The sequence below is a fragment of the Saprospira sp. CCB-QB6 genome, assembly GCF_028464065.1.
In the GTDB taxonomy this organism is placed as follows: Bacteria; Bacteroidota; Bacteroidia; order Chitinophagales; family Saprospiraceae; genus Saprospira.
The window spans coordinates 1,160,000-1,179,836 of sequence record NZ_CP116808.1 but is presented as its reverse complement, the minus strand read 5'-3'; the positions used below and the strand labels follow the sequence as shown (position 1 = coordinate 1,179,836).

General features: G+C 46.6%; 12 protein-coding genes and 1 tRNA gene. 2 read left to right on the top strand and 11 right to left on the bottom strand.

Annotation, left to right across the window (positions count from 1 at the left end; translation table 11 throughout):
• Positions 1-6 precede the first annotated feature (6 nt).
• Positions 7-1,059, top strand: a complete 1,053-nt coding sequence (locus PPO43_RS04505; protein WP_272620617.1) for an NAD(P)-dependent alcohol dehydrogenase — start codon at positions 7-9, stop codon at positions 1,057-1,059.
• Positions 1,060-1,172: 113 nt separating this feature from the next.
• On the opposite strand, the gene PPO43_RS04500 is transcribed toward PPO43_RS04505, so the two are convergent.
• From PPO43_RS04500 to PPO43_RS04480, 5 genes are all read right to left on the bottom strand, one after another.
• Positions 1,173-1,258: transfer RNA gene (locus tag PPO43_RS04500), tRNA-Leu, on the bottom strand.
• Positions 1,259-1,355: 97 nt separating this feature from the next.
• Positions 1,356-2,069 carry a YebC/PmpR family DNA-binding transcriptional regulator gene (locus PPO43_RS04495; protein ID WP_272620616.1) on the bottom strand — a complete coding sequence of 238 codons (714 nt, stop codon included), beginning with the start codon at positions 2,067-2,069 and terminating at the stop codon, positions 1,356-1,358.
• Between the two features lie 327 nt (positions 2,070-2,396).
• Positions 2,397-2,906: a hypothetical protein gene (locus PPO43_RS04490; RefSeq protein ID WP_272620615.1), complete on the bottom strand. Its 510-nt coding sequence runs from the start codon at positions 2,904-2,906 to the stop codon at positions 2,397-2,399.
• Between the two features lie 761 nt (positions 2,907-3,667).
• Complete coding sequence (locus PPO43_RS04485) at positions 3,668-4,609, bottom strand: prolyl oligopeptidase family serine peptidase (protein WP_272620613.1); 942 nt, start codon at positions 4,607-4,609, stop codon at positions 3,668-3,670.
• Between the two features lie 148 nt (positions 4,610-4,757).
• Positions 4,758-8,186, bottom strand: coding sequence for a caspase family protein (locus PPO43_RS04480; RefSeq protein WP_272620612.1), 3,429 nt, complete (start codon positions 8,184-8,186; stop codon positions 4,758-4,760).
• Positions 8,187-8,537: 351 nt separating this feature from the next.
• Here PPO43_RS04480 and PPO43_RS04475 point away from each other — a divergent pair, with 351 nt between their 5' ends.
• Positions 8,538-10,439 carry a S9 family peptidase gene (locus PPO43_RS04475; protein ID WP_272620611.1) on the top strand — a complete coding sequence of 634 codons (1,902 nt, stop codon included), beginning with the start codon at positions 8,538-8,540 and terminating at the stop codon, positions 10,437-10,439.
• Positions 10,440-10,685: 246 nt separating this feature from the next.
• Here PPO43_RS04475 and PPO43_RS04470 read toward each other — a convergent pair whose 3' ends face one another.
• The 6 genes from PPO43_RS04470 to PPO43_RS04445 all read right to left on the bottom strand — a co-directional run bounded on the left by PPO43_RS04470 (position 10,686) and on the right by PPO43_RS04445 (position 19,756).
• The gene (locus PPO43_RS04470; RefSeq protein ID WP_272620610.1) at positions 10,686-13,217 is read right to left on the bottom strand and encodes a hypothetical protein; all 2,532 of its coding nucleotides are present in this window, start codon (positions 13,215-13,217) and stop codon (positions 10,686-10,688) included.
• Positions 13,218-13,379: 162 nt separating this feature from the next.
• The gene (gene bshB1 / locus PPO43_RS04465; RefSeq protein WP_272620609.1) at positions 13,380-14,096 is read right to left on the bottom strand and encodes a bacillithiol biosynthesis deacetylase BshB1; all 717 of its coding nucleotides are present in this window, start codon (positions 14,094-14,096) and stop codon (positions 13,380-13,382) included.
• A 202-nt stretch (positions 14,097-14,298) separates the two neighbouring features.
• A complete protein-coding gene (locus tag PPO43_RS04460; RefSeq protein WP_272620608.1) occupies positions 14,299-16,200 on the bottom strand; it encodes a T9SS type A sorting domain-containing protein in 1,902 nt (633 codons plus the stop codon).
• A gap of 124 nt (positions 16,201-16,324) precedes the next feature.
• Positions 16,325-17,053 carry a DUF4197 domain-containing protein gene (locus tag PPO43_RS04455; RefSeq protein ID WP_272620607.1) on the bottom strand — a complete coding sequence of 243 codons (729 nt, stop codon included), beginning with the start codon at positions 17,051-17,053 and terminating at the stop codon, positions 16,325-16,327.
• Positions 17,054-17,240: 187 nt separating this feature from the next.
• The gene (locus PPO43_RS04450; RefSeq protein WP_272620606.1) at positions 17,241-18,005 is read right to left on the bottom strand and encodes an aerotolerance regulator BatD; all 765 of its coding nucleotides are present in this window, start codon (positions 18,003-18,005) and stop codon (positions 17,241-17,243) included.
• Positions 18,005-19,756: a BatD family protein gene (locus PPO43_RS04445; protein ID WP_272620605.1), complete on the bottom strand. Its 1,752-nt coding sequence runs from the start codon at positions 19,754-19,756 to the stop codon at positions 18,005-18,007. The genes PPO43_RS04450 and PPO43_RS04445 overlap by 1 nt, the downstream gene beginning before the upstream one ends.
• Positions 19,757-19,837: the final 81 nt, after the last annotated feature.

The following is a 19,837-nucleotide window of genomic DNA, read 5'->3' as shown; positions in this document are numbered from 1 at the left end:
TAGTAAATGAACACGACTAGCGTAAAAGCTTATGGCACAGAGGCCGCTACTCAGCCTTTAGAAAGTATGCAAATCAAAAGAAGAACTCTTTTGGCCACAGATATAGAGATGGAAGTTCTGTTTTGTGGTATTTGCCATTCAGATCTACACTCGGTTCGCAACGACTGGGGCGGAACAACTTTCCCTATTGTCCCCGGCCACGAAATCTTAGGCCGAGTGACCCAAGTTGGGCCCGAAGTAAAAAACTTTAAAGTAGGCGATCTAGCTGCTGTTGGCTGTATTGTCGATTCTTGTCAGCATTGCCAACATTGTGAGTCTGGGGAAGAACAGTTTTGCGAAGAAGGGGTGACCTTCTCCTTCAACTCTCTTGATAAGGTTTCTGGTGGACGAACCTATGGTGGCTTCTCCAAATTCTATGTCTGTGATGAGGCCTATGTCTTGAAAATGCCCAACTTTGAGGACCTAGCCGCTGCGGCTCCCTTACTTTGTGCAGGCATCACGGTTTATTCTCCCCTTAAACATTGGAAGGCTGGGCCAGGTAAAAAAGTAGGTGTTATTGGTATTGGTGGACTGGGCCATTTGGCCGTTCGTATCGCTAACGCCATGGGGGCAGAAGTAGCCGTATTCACTCGCTCGGTAGCTAAGGCCGAAGATGCTAAACGCTTAGGGGCTGATCAAGCGATCTTATCTACTGATCCCAAAGCCATGGCTCAAGCCAAAGGCTTTGATCTCATCATTGATACAGTTTCTGCCAAACATGATGTGAACAGTTATTTGAATGCCTTAGCCGTAGATGGTAGCCTCGTTATTGTGGGCCTACCTGCTCAACCTCTAGAAGTAGGCGCCTTCCAATTGGTAAAAGGACGCAAAAGCTTTTCAGGCTCTAATATCGGTGGTATTGCAGAAACCCAAGAAATGCTAGACTTCTGTGCCGAGCACCAAATTGTTGCCGACGTAGAACGGATCAATATCCAAGAGGTCAATGAAGCCTTTGACCGACTCGAAAAAGGCGATGTGAGATACCGCTTCGTTATTGATATGGCTTCTTTGGAGGCTTAGATTGTAGCACTAGAGAAAACTAAAGCCGCAAGTTGTATGACTTGTGGCTTTTTTATTTCCTAGTCTTAGGTCAAAAAAAAATCCCGACATCTTCCGATATCGAGATTTTTGTGTGCCCAGGACAAGAGTCGAACTTGCACGCCTGTAATTAGGCACTACCCCCTCAAAGTAGCGTGTCTACCAATTCCACCACCTGGGCAAGAGTAGTAATGCACTATCGTTTCCTCAAGTGCGATGCAAATATAGGCGCTCCAATTGATTTGTCCAAATAAAGCGCCTATTTTTTTGCTTATTTTTTATATTTCCATAGAGTGGAAAACCTTCTGCACATCGTCATCATCCTCAAACTTATCAATAAGGTTCTCTATCTCAGCAATTTGATCGGGATCATCCAATTGCTTGCTCGCATTGGCAAAACGCTGCAAACTAGCCTCTTTTACCTCTATCCCCAACTCTTCCAACTTGGCTTGCATATTCCCAAAGTCCTCAAAGGCCGTGTAGATATAAATCTGATCCTCATTCACCTCAATTTCTTCCGCTCCTCCATCAATCAATTCCAACTCCAACTCTTCCATATCCAAACCTTCAGCATCCACAATGAACTCGCCCTGACGGTCAAACATAAAAGAGACAGAACCTGAGGTACCCAATGAGCCATTAGAACGACTAAAATAAAAACGAATATTGGCCACCGTACGCGTGGGATTATCCGTCAAGGTCTCAATAATAAAGGCTATACCATGGGGACCATACCCCTCATAGATCACCTCCTGCAAATCTTCGGCATCCTTAGAGGTCGCTCGCTGAATAGCCGCCTCTACGTTCTTTTTGGGCATATTGGCCACCTTGGCATTCTGTATCGCCATCCGCAACTTAGGGTTGTTCTCCGGATCAGGGCCCCCCTCTTTTACCGCCAATGCGATCTCTCTACCAATTTTTGTAAATACCTTGGCCATCTGGCCCCAGCGCTTCATCTTGCGCTCTTTGCGATATTCAAATGCTCTTCCCATGATATATTATTCGTAATACGGTTTGTTAATATCTGCTCAGGACCCTAAGCCCCAAAAACAAGCCCCAAATTTAACAAAGCTTCAGCAAGATAACAAGAATTTACTTCAGCCTTTTTATTTGGGGCCTCCTGCCTGCGGCAGGCGCTACGCTTTGGGGCTCGCAGGTCTGCTCGGCCCTGCGGCGGCGAAGCCGCCTTGGTCTGGCCTGACGGCCACCCCGTCGCATCGCTAGGCCATCCACGCCCACAAAAAAAACAAGCCCCACAAAAGTAGAGCTTGGCTGTAATTACACTTTAGTAACCCCCCAAGTTAAACACCTAAAAGTAATTACTCAACAATAGGAGGCTCCGCCTCATCATTGCTCTGCTCCTCCAAACCATTGTTAGTGCTACGCTTGAAAAACTGAGACATCTCCTCTAGCCAAAAATCAATGCCTGGAATGTCTTCCTGGCTCATGTTCTTCAGATGCCGATATAGACTGTAAGAATACTGAAGGGTATCATAATCCAAAAGCGTCCGAGTGTCGCGAACCTTTTCATATAGCTCGCTAATTCTGCTTTCCATCTGCTCAAAGGCTTTACGCCCCTCAAAGTCTTTTTCATACTCCACAGCATCAAAGTAGCTCGGAAGCAACTGCCCCTTGGCCCGATAAAAATCATGCGCCTTAAACACAAATAGTTTGGCCTGCTCATTTACACTCCCATAACGCTGACGGTCCTCCGGGCTGATGTTGGTCAATTTGCCCTGCAGTAATTGCTCAATGCTCTCAAAGGCAGACATAATTTGCTGCAAATCACTAGCAAGCAAATCAATGCTAATTACATTTCTTCTAGACATAGGTCAAAATGTTTAATTGATTGAAAATTTATTAGTCAAGAACTTGTTCGACAACTACAAAGTTATAGTCCTTTTCGTTGTCTACGTTATAAACGTAGGGTAAACAATTTAATAATGCAAGTTATAACCAATAAAAAATACGTTTTAGCTACTATTTTTTAGTATTTTTCAGGTTTTTAGGCTAAATTGTTCGCATTAGACGATAAAATTTAGCCATTTTGCTAGCTGTTGAACCTTGGGTAAAGGCTAATTTCCCTTTAGGGGGGCACTACCTCCTCAAGAGGACCTCTATACCTCATCAAGATGATTTAAGGAGGTCCTCCTGAGGAGCTTGTAAAATGGTCAAGAGGATTTATTGACGTCCTCCCGAGGAGCTTGCAAGATGCTCAAGAGGATCTATTAACGTCCTCCCGAGGATCTTGTAAAATGGTCAAGAGGATTTATTGACATCCTCCCGAGGATTTCATGAGGTCCTCCTGATGATTTCTATAGGTCCTCGCTTGGAGGTAAAAGAATCCCCCTGAGGGGTAGAGTACCCCCTGCAGAGGGGTCGGGGACCCCCTCTAGAGGACTAGCATGCCCCCTCTTTATTTGCTATAATAATTGGAGCAGAGAGCTGGCCAATAGGCTAAGAGTACTCTCGCTAAATAGCGGCTGAATGAGTTAGCGTAAACTGCTGGGGATTAGCCCAAACAACAAAGCCCCCTAGCTGCTACAAGCAACTAGGGGGCAAAGCGCAAAGCAGGACAAAAAACAGCCCGCTAAGGCAATGACTGAAAAAAGGCCAGTATGTTTTTGGCCTCAGCACCCCAATAAGCATAGTTGTGCTCGGCCTTTGGGGGAGCAGAGTAATAGAGTAGCTCCTGATTTAAACGGCTTTGCAAGCTGTCAAAAAGTTGTTGAGACTGGGCGGGAGGGACCACCTTATCGGCTCCGCCATGCCCAATAAAAATAGGGGTTTGCCAATCGTCTATGCGGACGATTACATTATCTACGGTTTTCCAGCGCTGACTGAACTGAGCATAAGGGCCATAAAAATTGCGCATCAGTCCATCATTAGGCATCTGGCTTTGGTCAAAATCACCCGAAAGGCTGGCCACTGCGGTCCAAAGCTGAGGCTGAGCCAAGGCCAAAAGGGCTGCTCCTCTACCCCCAGTAGAAATCCCTACAATAAAATTGCGCTGTTCTTCAAGGGCGAGGTCATACTCCAATTGCAGATGAGGAATTAGGCTATCAATAAACCAGTTTTGATCGGGATATTGTTTGTAGCGTGCCTGCGTTTGGGGAAAATACTGACTACTGTATAAGGAGCGGCCCATTTCGGGCATGATGAGTAGATAGCCTGCTGCTAAAAACGTTTGGCAGAGTTGGGGCGCCTTTTGGCAGGCATCCTCTTTAGGGAAATTGTAGCCAGGCAAAATAAATAGGCTGCCTTTAAAAGGGGCTTGGGGGAGTCGAATATCTACTTCATGGCCCGCTACTTTAATTGTGCTTAGGCTATCCTTTAGTTTATGGAGCTTGGGGAGAAGCGGGCTGGGTGGCATTTCTGTGGGGGCTTTAGCGGGAACACTATCTACAACAATAATTGCGGGAGCATTGCTTTGGTTGTCTTCTGCAGATTGGGCAGGCTGGCAGGCCGTTAAGCTCCCTACAAAGGAAGAGAGCAACAGAAAACTGCAGCCAAAGGAGGATAATTTGGCCAAGCCTTGGGGGCGGCCTAGCGATGTGTAGGGGTGGCCCGTAGGGCCAGACCCAGCCGCTTTAGCGGCGCAGGGCCGAGCAGACTTGCGAGCCCCGAAACGTAGCGCCGCAAGGCCTTTGGCCGCAGCGGAGGCCCCAAAAGAAAAAAAACTAATCATAACGGTAAAGGATAAAGTTATTAAAGACATTGGATTGGCGGGCGGTAGGTTGTTGTTGGCCTTGGCTGAGTTCTAAAACCCTTTGGCTGAGGAAATCTCGCAGCTCGAGGATGGGGATTTCGCCATTGCCATTGAGGTCGGCCTGCTTGCTCTTGAGGCCTTCTAAGAGGGCGTAGGTAAAGAGGCCATTGCCCCATTCATCGGACTCGTAGGCCAGCTCAAAGCCGCCTGCGGCCGAGATGACAGTTACGCCCGTCTGCTGTTCTAGGTCCGAAAAGAGGGCCTTCATATAGGCAAAAGAATTGTTGAGTCCCGTTTTGGGGCGTATTTGTGTGCTACCTGACTTGCTTCGTTTGAGGATATTTTGGGCAAAGCTACTGACCGATTTCTTTTCGGTTTCCACCTCCTTATCGACTTCTCCAGAGTGGCAGGCATCGAGTAGCAACAGGCGATTGCGGCAGGGGAGACCATCCAGTAGTTGCTCCACATCTTCATAGGCCCAGCTACCGTTTTGGGGTTGGTCAAATTGGCTTTGGGGCAGGGCTAGGTAATAGTTTAGGCTATCGTCTAGCAGGCCATGAGAGGAGATATAAAAGACAATTTGGTCATTGATCTTGGCCTTTTGCAGAAAGGTCTTGGCGGTTTTTAGGAGGTCGGCCATATCCGTATTGGGGTCGAGTAAAAGTTGGTGGAAGTTGTTTGGGGTACGCGATTTGGCCAAGGCTTGGGCTAGGTCCTGTGCATCCTTTTGGGGATATTGAAGATTGCGGCTACTATCTTTAAACTGGCTAACCCCTAGGCCTAGAAAATAGAGTTGGCTAGTTTGTTTGACCTTGGGTTGATAGGCGAGTTGGAAGCTTTGTCGGGCACTTTCTAGCCCCGCGGCATTGAGGACCGAAATCTGGATTTTATTGGGGCCTTGACCTAGTGGAATGCTTAGCTGTTGTTGGAGGCTATCGCCTGCGGCCGTCTTCAGTTTTAGGCCTTCGGCATTGGGGTAGGGCACGCCATTGACAAAGATGCGGAGTTTTTTTAGGGGGTGTTGGGCATCGAAGGCTGTAATTTGTAGTTGGATGAGGCTATCTTCAATATAAATAGGCAGCTTTAGTTGATCGACAATTTGGAGTTGGGGGAGGTCTAGCTCTTGTTCCAGTTGTTCTTCTGTAAAGCCAAGGCGGCGGACTCGTTTCTTCCAGGCCTTATTATAGATATTGAGTTTGCGTTGGGCATCGGTAAAGGCGGCAAGGACCTTATCTGGGCGGTTAAAGCGCAGATCAAATTGGTCATAGGTGTAGAGGTCTCCATCATATCTAAAGCCGAGACCAGCGGTATTACTTTGGCTAGTTTTATAATAATTTTCGGGAGAGATGATTAGATAATCGAGCTCATTGTAGCCAATAAAAGAGGCGGCTAGAGCGCATTTTTCAATATCCCAAGCCTTAATAAGTCCATCTTCGGAGCAGCTATAGGCCTTTTTGCCTAGAGGGTCAAAGGCTACATCATGAATACCGCCATTGTGGCCAGGGAATCGGCAGAGGAGTTGTTTGCTGGACCAATCCCAGAGCAGCACATCAAAATTGATTACAGATTGATAGGCGGTTTGTCCAGTGAGTAGATATTTACCATCGGGGCTAAAGTCGGCCGTTTTAAAGATGCCTTCCTCTTTGGTGGGGATATCGGCCAAGAGTTCTCCTGTTTTGTAATTATAGACAAGTATGTGGCAGAGGACCTCAGGCTGTTTTGTTTGGCTATTATATTTGACATCAGAAATGGCAAAAAGGACTTGAGGTAAATGGGGGTGTAGGCAAAGCATTTCCCAATAAGTTGTCTCTTCAGGGAGAACAAAGGGAATGCGTTTTTGGCTTTTCAGCTCGATGCTATAGGCTTGATTTTGGGCGGCAGCAATGAGGTAATCGCCTGCAGAATCGAGTAGCATACTTTCAAACATGGGGATAGCGGACTCCTTACTACTGATCTCGATTTCTTGCTCCAATTTATACTTAGGTAGGCTCCAAATCGAGTAATAAAAGCGGTTGTTGAGCGGATTTTTGAGGTTGGGGTCTACCCTAAGAGCGGCGATTTTTTTGCCATCGCCACTAAGGGCAAAGGCACTGCAATTATCCAGCTCCTTTTGGGCCACTTTTCTAAAGTTGGGCAGTTGGTAAACTGTGAGTTCAGGATTGGCTTTTTCGGGATATTCTAGCAGGGCCAAATGCTCTTTATCTTGACTTTGACTAAAGCTTTGGGAGCTATGGATATAGCGCTCGATTTCTCCTTTGTTGAGGGCCCAAGAGCGTAGCCCTCTAGTTTTGCCCAGATTGATAGAAAGCAATTTTTTGCCCTTAGGAGAAAGTCCCAGTTGTGTAATCCACTTAAAATGTCCTTTAAACAGGCCACGTTCTTGGCCTGTTTGGGCATCAATCAGCTGTACTCCACGAAGATCATTCATCTTATTGGTCTTTCGATTGACCTCTGTTCGGGTAAGGGCTAGGCCCATAAATTGGCCATTAGGGCTAGGGCGAATCTGATGGCCTATGTTAATTTGGATAAAGTTGGCCTTGCTCATCGTTTGAGGGTCCCAACTCTTTTTATTGACCGTCATTTCTTCTTCTAAGCTGGGGCAGCTATAAACCTTGCATTCGGCATGCATATCCATGACCCAAAGTTGTTTTCCATTAACATCAAAGCAGAGGCTTTGAATCATGGGCTGATTCTTTACACTGCCCAGCAATTTACCAGTTGGGTAGTCCCATAAATCAAGCGATGAATTACTGGCAGAATAGGCAGCAATATAGTGTTCATTGGGCGAGAGGACCATCTTATAATAGCTTCCTTTTCCCACAAAGGCCTGCTTTCTTTGGCCCGTCCAATCATAGGACCAAATGCTATCTAGCTGTTCAGGTAAAATAATACGGGCGCTTTTTTGTCCCAATATCCAGTTGCTCCAGTTGTGCATAAACTTTAGGGAAGCGAGATCAATCTGCCCGCTTTCGAGTTCGATCCAGGCTGGGCCATCAGGTAATTCTACCATGACAGATCCTGTCTTGGCCGCCGAAAATTGCAAGCGTTTAGCAGCTGCATCTACACCAATTTGATGCAACAATTTCCCTTCAGGGACAGACCAAATGCAGAGGAAACGACTGCCCACAGAAACCAAAAATTGCCCATCTATAGAAAAACCAACATCCATAATGGCCGTTTTATGCCCCCAAAGGACCTTGTACTCTTGTTGTAGTCGCATGGACCAAATTCGTAGACTACGATCATCTCCAGCTGTAGCCAAAAAACGCCCATCAGGCGAAAAGGCAAGGCAGCGGACCAGACTGTGGTGGCCTTGACTGACCACCAATTCAATTTCTTCCTGGGCCCAAAGCCCCCTACTACTCCAAAGTAAAAGCAACAATAGTAAATAGCGCATCATGATAGTTGTTGTTATGAAAAGGTCCGCTCTAATATGTAGGGGCTGCCCCTCCGCTGCGCTTCGGGTCCTGCCTTTTCGGGGCTCGCAAGTCTGCTCGGCCCTGCGGGGCGTCCCGCCCCTTGGTCTGGCCCTTCGGGCCACCCCTACAAGCCAGTCAGCCTGCGGCCCCTTCGGGGCCTGTACACTGCAGAAAAGGAGCGGCCTAAGTCTAGAGAAATCTTTTTTTAGTCTAAAGAACTGCAATATACCAATACTAAAGTCTACATTAGAATAGCTAAGCCTAGCAAAACTAACTGGTTCACTCAATGAAGATTAATGAATAGCTATTTCCTAAAAATACTTAGCCTGCTAATGTTGCTCATTAGTAGTAGTTGTCTATTTAAAAATCCAGCACCCGAAACGGAAGTTGATATGCAAACAAAAGAGAACCTCATTCCCCTAGAAGACTTTTTCCGCAACCCGGCTAGTAATGCCTATAAATTATCGCCTAACGGAAAATGGATGGCCTATTTGGCGCCTTACCAAAAGCGCAAAAATATCTTTGTTCAAGATGTTGAACAAAAGCAAGCCCCTAGACGCCTAACCAATGTTACTGATCGGGATCTCTCTGGTTTCTTTTGGGCCAATGATGAACGTTTGGTTTATGTGCGCGATCAAGGCGGAGATGAAAACTTTCATCTCTTTTCTATAGATCGAGCGGGCCAAAAGGAAGTTGACCTCACTCCCTACGAAAATGTTCGGGTAGAAATTATTGACGACCTCCGCAGCGATGAACAACATCTCATTATTGGGATGAATAAGCGCAACCCCCAAGTATTTGATCCCTATCGCCTCAATATCCAAACTGCTGCACTAGAACTCTTGGCCGAAAACCCAGGAAATATTACGAGTTGGAAAACGGACCATCAAGGGCGGCTCCGCCTAGCCATTGCTACCGATGGCGTAAATAGTAGCCTCTTGTATCGTAAAGAGGAAAAAGATAGCTTCCGTTTGGTCCTCAATACTTCTTTTAAGGAGACGCTTTACCCGCTCTACTTTGACTTTGATGATAAGGAAGAGATTTACGCCCTTTCTGATTTGGGCCGAGACAAAATGGCTGTGGTTAAGTTTGACCTCAATACGGCTAAGGAAACTCAACTCATTTTTGAGCATCCAGAGGTCAATGTCTCTTATATGTCCTACTCCCGTAAGCGCAAGGCGCTTAGTACCATTTCTTACATTAGTTGGAAAAGGGAATATCATTTTCTAGACCCTCAGGTTGCAGCCATTTATAAGCATTTAGAAAGTCTTTTGCCCAATTTGGAGATTGTCTTGAGCAGTACCAATGAAGAAGAAAACAAGTTTATCGTTCGCACTTATAGTGATCGTTCTTTGGGGGCTTATTACTTCTATGATTTGGACCAAAAAGAGCTGCGCAAAATAGCAGAGGTTAGTCCCTGGCTCCCCGCCGAGCAATTGGCAGAAATGCAGCCGATCAGTTACCGTAGCCGAGATGGCTGGCAAATTCATGGTTATCTTACTTTACCTAAGGGCAAGGAGGCCAAAAACTTACCTGTGGTGGTTAATCCACATGGAGGCCCTTGGGCCAGAGATGTCTGGACCTTTAACCCAGAAGTACAGTTTTTGGCCAATAGAGGTTATGCGGTTTTGCAAGTCAACTTTAGAGGAAGTACGGGCTATGGCCGCAAATTTTGGGAAGCCTCCTTTAAGGAGTGGGGCCTCAAAATGCAAGACGATGTAAGTGATGGAGTAGATTGGTTGATTCGGGAAGGCATAGCTGACCCTGAACGAGTGGCCATTTATGGTGGAAGCTATGGGGGCTATTGTAGTTTGGCTGGAGTCACTTTTAGTCCAGACAAATATGCTTGCGCCATTGATTATGTGGGGGTATCCAATCTCTTTACTTTTATGGAAACCATTCCCCCTTATTGGGAGCCCTACCGCAAAATGCTACATGAAATGGTGGGCGACCCTAGCAATGAGGTGGATAGTATTCGGATGCGGGCGACCTCTCCCGTTTTCCATGTCGATAAAATTAAGGTACCTTTATTGATTGCGCAGGGAGCCAAAGATCCACGGGTCAATCAGGCCGAATCGGACCAGATGGTAGCGGCTTTGCAGGCTCGTTCGGTAGAAGTAGAGTACATTCTTAAAGAAAATGAGGGGCATGGCTTCAGAAATGAAGAAAACCGCTTTGAGTTTTATGGCCGAATGCAGAGCTTTTTGGCCAAGCACCTACAAGCCAAAGACTAAGCCCTTTCATTTGGGCCAAAAAGAGCGCCCCGCTGCCATTGGCAGCGGGGCGCTTTGCTTATTATAGGGCCAATAAAAGGGTTTTGCTTAGGGGGATCGGCCCAACTGCGGCTTTGGGCCGCAGAACTGGCCTAGCGATGTGAAGGGGTGGCCGAAGGCCAGACCAAAGCCGCCAAAGGCGGCTGCAGGGCCGAGCGAATAGCGAGCCCCGCAGCATAGCGCCCCGAAGGCGGGAGGCCCCAAAAATTACTCTTCTAAACCAGGATCTTTAGTTTCTCCTTTTTTATCTAGTAGATAGGAGAGGGGACTGCCGGCCAGCAGATTGCCAAAGACCTCGACAATACTTTTGCCGCCGATAATAGAGAGTGGAGCCATGCTTTCGGCCATTTTTTCGGCCAGGGCTTTGTCGCCAAAAGCTTGTAGGGCAGCAATCAGATCGGGGCTGACAGCTTCTGCTTTTTGGACCACAGCCAGTACTTCTCCCTCCAATTCTTTGAGGCGTTGTTCGAGGGCACCTTTTTTGAGCTCGAGTTGGAGTAGGCCAGCTTCTTCCTCATCTTGGCGTTGTAGGCGAGCAACGGCTAGGGCTTTTTCTTGCATTTCCATTTGGGCCGTGAGTTCTAGGCGTTCTAGGTCAATGCGGGCGGCTTGGCTAGCCAGTTTGAGCATTTGGGCCTGTTTTTCTTCGGCTTCTTGGAGTTCTAGGGCGAACTGTTTGGTTTTGGAGCGGCTAGCGGCGATTTTCTGGGCCATTTCTTCCGTCTCTTGGCTATAGAGTAGTTCTTTTCGCTTATTGTCTAGCTCTAGTTGGCTGCGAATATCTTGGTGTTTACTGGCAAAGAGCAACTCTTGGATTTCCTCGTCTAGAATCTCTATATCAAGGACCTCCAATTCATAGATATGCATACCATTTTCGGTAAATAGTCGGCCAGGGCGGCGGCTGTCATGTTCCTCGCCTTCGGCTCGGGGACCGAGGACGATATTGCGCAATTCGGCAATTCCCTCGGCATAAAAATCGGCCAATTTATATTGCTTAATGGCATTGCGGAGGACTGAGCGGAGGTGGTCGGTCAGGAACTTGACATAATTCTCTACATTAAACCATTTTTCGGGATCGCCAGTAAAATTGACCCGATAAGAAAGGTGGATATCCAGCTCGCAGAAGTCGGCAGTTTCCACTCTCACCAAATCAGAAACCTTATTATTGAGGATGCGGAGATAGACGGTGCGCATCAGTTGATTATCAGATTTTGGGGTGCCTGTAGAGAGCTCAATGCCTTGTAGAACCTCGTCATAATCGAGCAGGTAAGTGCTTGGGCCCACCACCACTTTGCGGTCGCCTAATTTGCTAGTGACCAAAACAGCATAGCCGGTCCAGGCATCGATGGTAACTGCACCTTCATATTTGCTATCGAGGACCAGACTATTATTGTTTTGGGGTTGTCGGCTTCGAGAAAAGGAATTGCTGACGATGCCTTCATAGACGCTTTCGCCTTCTTCTTCATTCTCCTCCGAGAAATCCATATCAATAAGGGCCTGTTGTTGTTGGGCCATAGGCGGCAAATTGAGTTTATTCCGCTTCTTTGAGGCTTTTCGCAGGCGGACCTGCTGTTGTTTAGAGAGTTCTTGGAGTTGGAGGTTGTATTGCAAGGCTTCTTGATTGCCTGGGAACCAAAGCTCTACCTGTTTGGGGCTAAGGATGCGGCGCAAAATCATTTCCTCTCTGGGGTCGGCCAAAAACATGGCAGGCCCTTTTTGCAGGCTGATTTTTCCGCTCTTTCTATTCAAGACATAGCGGCCCTCGCCGGGGGGAATAGCGACCGCTTGATAGATCTCTTGTTCGCCATATTTGATTAGGGCTTGCTCTGGGCGGGGAAAATAAATCATTTGTTCTCGGCCCGTAATAAAGAGCTCATCGCCTACCTTATAGCTTTGGCCATTTTCGGTATAGGGGGCAATGATTTTGACATAAATCCCGCTATTTTCATCTAGTTCAATCGCCTTAAATTTTCGGCTGCCACTTTTCTCAATAAAGCGTTCGGTGGGGCGAGGAAAGACCACATCGGGTCCTTGTATATAGCGTTTATTGCCATCTTCATCGAGCAAAATGCAATACTCTAGGCGCTCTAAAGTCACTGCAGAGCGGACATAATTCCCTTTTTTGTCTCGAACCACTTCAACCCCTGTGGGCGGAATATAAAAGGAAACATTGGTTCCTTTTATCACATGCAATTGGCCCATACTTAGGCGGTTGGCATCAATGCTATCTTTGGGTTGCTGCTCGTCTTCTAGCCCTTCGGGTTGAGTATGTTGGGGCGTAATTACGGCATTATCCCAATTGGCTCGTGCTTGTTCCTCTTCATACACACGGACCAATAAATACTCATTGGAGCGCAAATGATGGCCCTCTAAAACTTCTGCCATCTGGCCCGGCCAAAGCGCAAAAAAGTTGGGACCAGGTAAATTGACCTTGCGCCCAATCTGCAAAGAAGAAAGCTGGTTGGAGGTCCCAATTTGGGGCGGTTTATTATCAATCGCAGGATTTTTCAGGATAATATACCAGCCTTCTGGGGCCGTGCAAAAGGTCTGAATAGAGCCATCCAAATCGCAAATGTCAAAGGCTTTCGTCTTTTTATTGAAAAAAACGGGCTTGTCCGTATTAGCCATACTGGTTTTATAAGGCCCTACATAAGTAATGACATTTCCCTTGGTTTGGTCAGAAATAAAGGCGTACTCGTTGGGGGCGAGGACTAAATCACGTTCGCGGCTGTCTCCCATAATAGGATGATTTTGAGGTTAAATATGGACTTAGTTTAGATTTTAAACTAAGTGTGAGCGCAAGCAGAACTCTGCCTCCTCTGGATAAGTTCCAAAGCAGATAAAAAAGGGCAAAAAAAAGCCGCAAGCGGATTAGGCTGGCGGCTTTTGCTAGATTAAAATTTATTTAATCGAAAATAGATTATCTACTCCAATGCTGCGGTTCACATTAAAGGCTTCTGCATAATGGAAGCCAGCGGGCCGGCCATAAGTAGCATTTTTTGCCCGAACGAACTCCAAAAACTCTGCGGAAGAAATGGGCGTTTTAGGCTCGGTAGAATTGGGATCGTAGAACTGCGACTTAAAGGCTTGAATGAGCTCCATTTTTTTGTCCATATAGAGGCTAATATCAAAAACAAAATCAGGGACCAGATTATGATCTTGAATATAGTGATAGACCACTTCTGGTCGCCAAGCTTCTTGGGCTTGGCCCTCCCATTGGGTTTCAATTCGGCGCAAACCCGCATAAAAACAGGCATCGGCAATGAGTTTACCTGCGCGCCCATGATCGGGATGCCGATCACTGATAGAGTTGGCCAAAACGATTCGGGGTTGTACCAGTCGAATCATCTGCACAATTTCCAAGATACTAGCTTGATTGTGCTCAAAAAAGCCATCGGCCAAGCCTAGGTTAGCTCTAAAACTCGCGCCCATCAGTTGAGAGGCTGCATGTGCTTCTTGCAAGCGAATTTCGGCGCTACCTCGGCTACCCAATTCTCCAGCGGTTAGGTCCAAAAGGCCGACTTTATGCCCCAATGAAATATGGTGCAACAGCGTACCAGAACAGGAAATTTCAATATCGTCGGGATGTGCGCCAATGGCAAGAATATCAACTTTCATTTTTAGATGTTTTATTTAGCTCTTTTTGGGATATTTTGGGGCCCGCGGCCGCCCCTTAAAGGGCGGGCGGCCGCCGCTATGCTGCGGGGCTCGCTATTCGCTCGGCCCTGCAGCCGCCTTTGGCGGCTTTGGTCTGGCCTTCGGCCACCCCTACACATCGCTAGGCCAAATGGCCGTTCTTTGCTAAAACAAAAGAGCAGGCTTAGGGTTTTAACAATTTTTTGCTGCCTAGGCATTGGCCATTTTCCCAAACCGATAGATAATAGATTCCGCTGGGTAATTCGGGCAAGTTCCAAGTAGTTTGGGCGGGGCTATGGGCCATCAATTGGCCCAAACTGTTATAGAGTTGAAGTTGGGCTTTGGGATGCTCCTCCAAGCCCTGAATAGTTAAAGTACTTTGGATTGGGTTGGGGTAAACGGTCCAATCAATTCCTGTTTTTTGGACCAAGGGCTTTGTACTAGAAACAATTACGGGATTAGCCGATGGACTAAGCACTGGCCGAATCATTACAGCACCGCCCAAGGCTAAATCCTGCCAGGCATTTCCCCCAATTTTTACACGGGTAAAGGCTTCTGCATCGGTGTTATTACGGTCAAAACCTACAGGAACGGCTGTGCTAGAGGCTTGTTGCCAACCAATGTGAAAGCGGCTGCCCGCAGCTAGGGCAATCGGCGTCAGACTGTCTGTGAAATCGCTAAGTGGCATATAATGAAAGCCATTAAAGCCAGCTACATAGCGCAGTTTATAAATATCTTTAGAGAAAAGCTCTTGGCCGGGCACTCCTGCAGAATCTTCCCAAACTTTGACGTTGATGAAGTCAAGTTCTGCATCGCGATTACTAAAATAAGGCAGATGAAAATAAATACCTCTAAGGGTATCATCTATTTGGGCCTGAAATTCTACGGCGAGTTGAGTTCCAATTCCCTGTACAATAATACGCATTTCTGCAGAGGCATCATCATAAGCAAAATAATTGGAGAGCTCTGTTTTTAGGTAGGCCGTATCATTGGCTTGATAGCGGGGGGCAGATTGAAAATCGCTGGGATTTTCAATAATATAGCGGCTGATGAGTTGTGTTGTTTGGCTAGCTAAAAAGGGAGAAAAGGCATTTATGCTTAGGTCTCGATAATCATCGTCAATATTGGGACTTGCTGCATAAGTAGTAGCGGGCACTTGGCTATTGAGTAAGAAAAAGCTCGCTTGTGCGCTATCATATACTTGATATCGGCGGTCTAAGGTTCCAGAGTTAGCATTATGGTTAAAGCATTGCATAACTACAGAGTCGGACCAAAGCGTATTGTCAAAATGGCGCCAAGGAACAGCGGTATAAGGGGCCAAAGGAGATTTAGGTCGCATGCGAAAGCTTACGTCAGCATAATTGCTAGCTTGGCTGGTATCTCGGTTTTCATCCAAATAAATGTAGTCAATATTCCAATGATCGTTACTGCCTGTAATAGTGGCCAAGTTTCTAAATCTAAATTGAAAATTGGCGTGAAAAAAGGCCGTATCAACAACTACAAGTTCTTCTTCAAACTCAATGAGGGAAGTCGTAGAAACAGAACTAGGAACTCCAGCATGCGCACGTACTGCCTGCCAGTCGCCATTTTGGTCCAAAAACTCTAAAAGGAGAGAATCCCCCTCTTCGGGCCGATCGCCCCAACCTTGGGGCTGGTAGAAATAGCTAAATACAATTTGGTCGGCTAGGTTGCGGTTGCTTAAATCTATAGCTTGAGACGTAAGGGTATCTGCTGCTTCAGGGACAGAGACACTAGCGCTAGCATTATAAGGGAGGCCATTTTGGTCCAAACCGTCTAGCGTGGCAACGCCCAAACTAGGGGGCAAATAGCCAAATTGATCATTGATATAGGCTTGATTGTCTTGCCAGCGGCTACAATCGGGATAAATGCCATTGGGATTATTGGCAAAATCTTCAAAGAAAGGGAGGTTAAGTTGAAGGTTGGGGCAAACCTGATTATTTTTTAGTTGGGCCCGTTCTTGTAGTGCGGGATTTTGTTCTAAGGGGAGTAATTGTACGCCTTGGGCGATAAGGAAGTGGCTGCCTAGACAGCTAATTAAAAAGCATAAAATTGTGCGATGGAACATAATTATATTTTTAGGCTAGGGTCGACCATTTTGGTCCAACAGGCTCAAAAGTAACAAAAAAGAAGTCAGCTGAGGATCAACTGACTTCTCTTTTTACTAACGTAAGGAGCCGCTAAAAAGGCTACTAATCTTGTTTGGCAAAAACCTTTTTCATAAGGTCTGTAGCGCGAGCTACTGGATTGGCGCGGATGTTTGCTTCTTCTTTTTCTACCATTTTGAATAGGCCTTCCATGGCTTTATTGGTCACATGGTCATCTAAATCAGGGTTTACTTTCTGGACCAAGGGAATTTTATTGTAGCGAGTCATTACATTGGTCCAAGCATTCAATGCACCTGTTTTATTCAATGAGTTTTTAATTACAGGTTGGAAGCTTTGATACAATTGGGTAGAGGTTGTTTTTTTGAGGTAGCTGGTACAAGCATCTTTGTCGCCCATCAAGATATTAGTGGCATCTTGAATAGTCATTTGTGTAATGGCTTTAACAAAAATGTCTTTGGCTGATTTAGAAGCATCTTCGGCTGAGCGGTTGAGCTTTTCGATGGCGTCATCGACTAGGCTGCCAGCGCCTAGGGCACGGAGGCGGCTTTCTACTTGTTTGGCCTCATCTGGAAATAGAATTTTAACCGAAGGATTTTTGAAAAAGCCGTCTTTGGCGGCCAGTTGGCTAGCGCCTTTGCTAGCGCCCTGTTTTAGGGCTTGTTTGAGGCCTTCGCCAATTTGGGCCTGCGTGAGTGCCGCTGTTCCGCCATTTAGTTTTGAGGCCTCGTCTAGGGCCGATTGTAGGCTGTCGCAGCTGCTAAAGCTAAAAAGCATGACTAGAGCCAGGAGGCTCAAAGAGAAGATATTTTTCATGATGATAAGTATTTTAAGAGGTCTTGTTTCTTTTTGGTGAAAGCGCAGTTGGTCCAATTGGCCTAGCGATGTGTAGGGGTGGCCGTAGGCCAGACCGAGCAAAAACTTGTTTTTTGCGAAGGGCCGAGCGAATAGCGAGCCCCGGAACGTAGCGCCGCAGCTTTGCTGCGGAGGCCCCAAAATAAAATTAGGAAGCTACTTTTTCTAGTAATTTGGCCGAAATCCAGCCTTGTACGGCATTGGGCAAGCGAACATAATACCAATCTTCTTTTTCTTCTAAGATGAGGGCTTTATTTCCGCTGCCGAGCAGTTCTACTTCTTGGCCTTTTATGGAAGGGCTGTCTAAAATAGCGGCTTCTTCGCTTAGGACGACGGCCCATTGGCGGCCAAATTGTAGATAATTGGCGCGGCGGCTAAGGAGAAAGCTGAAAAAGGCGAGCAGCAGGCTGAAGAGAACGATCAACCAGCTTTTGCCTTGTTTTTTTTGACCAAAAAGGAAATAAGCGAGGCTGCCTGCGGCCAAAAAGAGAAAAAATAGAAAGCTATAGGCCCAAAAATGACTGCCGAGTCCAGCGGCTAGATTATCCCAGGTCCGAAAGACAAAAGCTGCTTTTTCGGCTTGTTTGGGGCGGCTTAATTTGCCTGAAATAGCGGTCAAATTAGCTTGAGCGGCGGCAAATTGGGGTTGGCAAAAAAGGGCGCGTTCAAAGGCGAGCACGGCTGGGCCATATTGGCCTAATTTCTCGTAGGTTAGGCCCAAGTTATTTTGCAATTCGGCCGAGCAATAGCCAGGTAAAACGGCCTTTTGATAGGCTGAAAGGGCTTTTTCATACTCTCCTTTTTCGTAATGGGCATAGCCAATGGCAAACTGTTTGGCCAAGCTATCGGGCAGTTGGGCCCAGCTTGGGCTGGCTACGGCAAGGAGCAAAATGAGGCTAAAAAGGCGTAGCATTAGGCAAGGCGTTTTTCGAGTTGTTTAATGAGTTTTTGGCTATGCTTGAGCTGCTCTTCCATTGTTTTATGGGGGGATTGTCCCGCAAAAAGAGCTTGCTCGCAATGTTCAAGGATTTCGCCTAGTTCACGGGCTTCTTTTTCGGGCAATAATGATTGCAAGCGTTCTTTACTGCGTTCGCCTAAGGGAACTTCTAGTTGCATCCCCAAATAGCCTTTGAGGGCTTCTTCAATGGCGCGGTAGAAATCGCCTACGGTATCTGTTTTCAACGCAGTTTTGGCCAAATCTAGCTGCTCTTGAGCATGTTGGTAAGGGGCGCGTTTGAGGGCTTGTTTTTCTTTAATTTCTTGACTTTTTTGACGGCCCAAAATGAAAACATAGGCTCCTGCAAAGGCCAAAAGGGGCAGTAAACTGAGTAAATAAAAGCTATAACTACCAAAAAACGGACGGGGATAAGCTCGCCAACTAGCCGTTTTCAAAGGGGCTTGCATACTTAAGACCTGACTGCTATCTATGGCTTTTTCGGCCACTTCCTTGTTGAGAATGCGTTTCCCTTGACTCACCTGAATATTTATGTTGGTATCTATGTGAATCAGTTTTCGGTCGCGCACATCAAAGTAAACAAAACTGGGGCGCAAGCTCAAATTGCCCACTTCCTGCGGATCAATTTTATAGGTGAAGGTTTTTTCTCCACCAAGGCCACGGCCACCTTCCCGAATATCTTCTTTTTGAGTGACCTCTAAAATATTAAATTGTCCATCTTCAAAATGGACGGGCGGAGCCGTGATGGGTTTAATATCGCCTAAACCCCGAATGCGCATGACGAGCTCTAGGGCTTCATCGGTCGTAATTTTATCCTTTTCCAGATAAAGCTCTAAATCATACTCGCCCACAGCTCCCGTATAATCTTTATCTTGGCCCGAAAGTGAGCGAACGGGGATCGTTTTGGGCAGACTGAGTAAGGGGTATTGCTTGAGCTTTCGGCTGGCAAAAGGGTTGCGAGGATCTTGGCGGCCCACACTGATTAGAATTTCTGCAGGAGGAATGCTTAGCTCGCCATTTTTGGAGGGAAAAACCCCCATCGAGTAGATGATTTTTGTGGCATATTGCTGCCCATTGATGACCTCCACTCTTGCTTCTTTATCAAAGAACCGATATTCTTTGGTGTACATAGAGGGAAATTCTGGCTCCTTGACCAACTCAATATTGGAGATGTCAATTTGAGTATACACCTTGTAGTTGAGGCGAATTTGCTCGCCTACAACAGCCGAATCATGTTCACATTCTAGCCGAAAAAGCACCTTGCCCGCTAATTCTTTAGGCAAATTGTGGTCATTGAGGCTTTGGACATTGCTACTACTTGGAGCCACACATTTAATCTTAACAGGCATGGTTTTCAACACTTTCCCATTGTAAGTGGTCACTTCCGCTGGCCCAATCGTATAATTTCCCTCCGCATTGGGGGCCAAACTAAAGGTATAAGCCTCAAAAGTATAGCGGTTGCCGTTGATATTCGTGTAGCGGCTTTCATTCACAGGCCCTTCCACAATCTGAAATCCCAAGCCTTCAAAATCGGGAAATCGAATCTTTTTAATTTCTGCATTTTCTAGCCGAAAAGAGACTCTAAAGGCATTGCCCAGCACGACCTTAGAAGCATTGCAGTCGGCTACAAAAGCGATTTTTTGGGCCAATAAGCTGCTGCTCATGGCCCAAAAACTAAGGAGGAGTAAACTGAGTTGGTAGCTTTTCAAAACGTCTGATTTAATCTGGTAGTTGTTGACTTAGATATTGATTTGGGGCCTCCGCAGCAAGCTGCGGCGCTACGTTTCAGG

Bases quoted from the DNA above. Each gene is read 5' to 3' on its own strand.
- PPO43_RS04460 (WP_272620608.1), bottom strand. From the start codon at position 16,200: ATGTTCCATCGCACAATTTTATGCTTTTTAATTAGCTGTCTAGGCAGC.
- PPO43_RS04505 (WP_272620617.1), top strand. From the start codon at position 7: ATGAACACGACTAGCGTAAAAGCTTATGGCACAGAGGCCGCTACTCAG.
- PPO43_RS04475 (WP_272620611.1), top strand. From the start codon at position 8,538: ATGTTGCTCATTAGTAGTAGTTGTCTATTTAAAAATCCAGCACCCGAA.
- PPO43_RS04495 (WP_272620616.1), bottom strand. From the start codon at position 2,069: ATGGGAAGAGCATTTGAATATCGCAAAGAGCGCAAGATGAAGCGCTGG.
- PPO43_RS04455 (WP_272620607.1), bottom strand. From the start codon at position 17,053: ATGAAAAATATCTTCTCTTTGAGCCTCCTGGCTCTAGTCATGCTTTTT.
- PPO43_RS04480 (WP_272620612.1), bottom strand. From the start codon at position 8,186: ATGATGCGCTATTTACTATTGTTGCTTTTACTTTGGAGTAGTAGGGGG.
- PPO43_RS04470 (WP_272620610.1), bottom strand. From the start codon at position 13,217: ATGGGAGACAGCCGCGAACGTGATTTAGTCCTCGCCCCCAACGAGTAC.
- PPO43_RS04450 (WP_272620606.1), bottom strand. From the start codon at position 18,005: ATGCTACGCCTTTTTAGCCTCATTTTGCTCCTTGCCGTAGCCAGCCCA.
- bshB1 (WP_272620609.1), bottom strand. From the start codon at position 14,096: ATGAAAGTTGATATTCTTGCCATTGGCGCACATCCCGACGATATTGAA.
- PPO43_RS04490 (WP_272620615.1), bottom strand. From the start codon at position 2,906: ATGTCTAGAAGAAATGTAATTAGCATTGATTTGCTTGCTAGTGATTTG.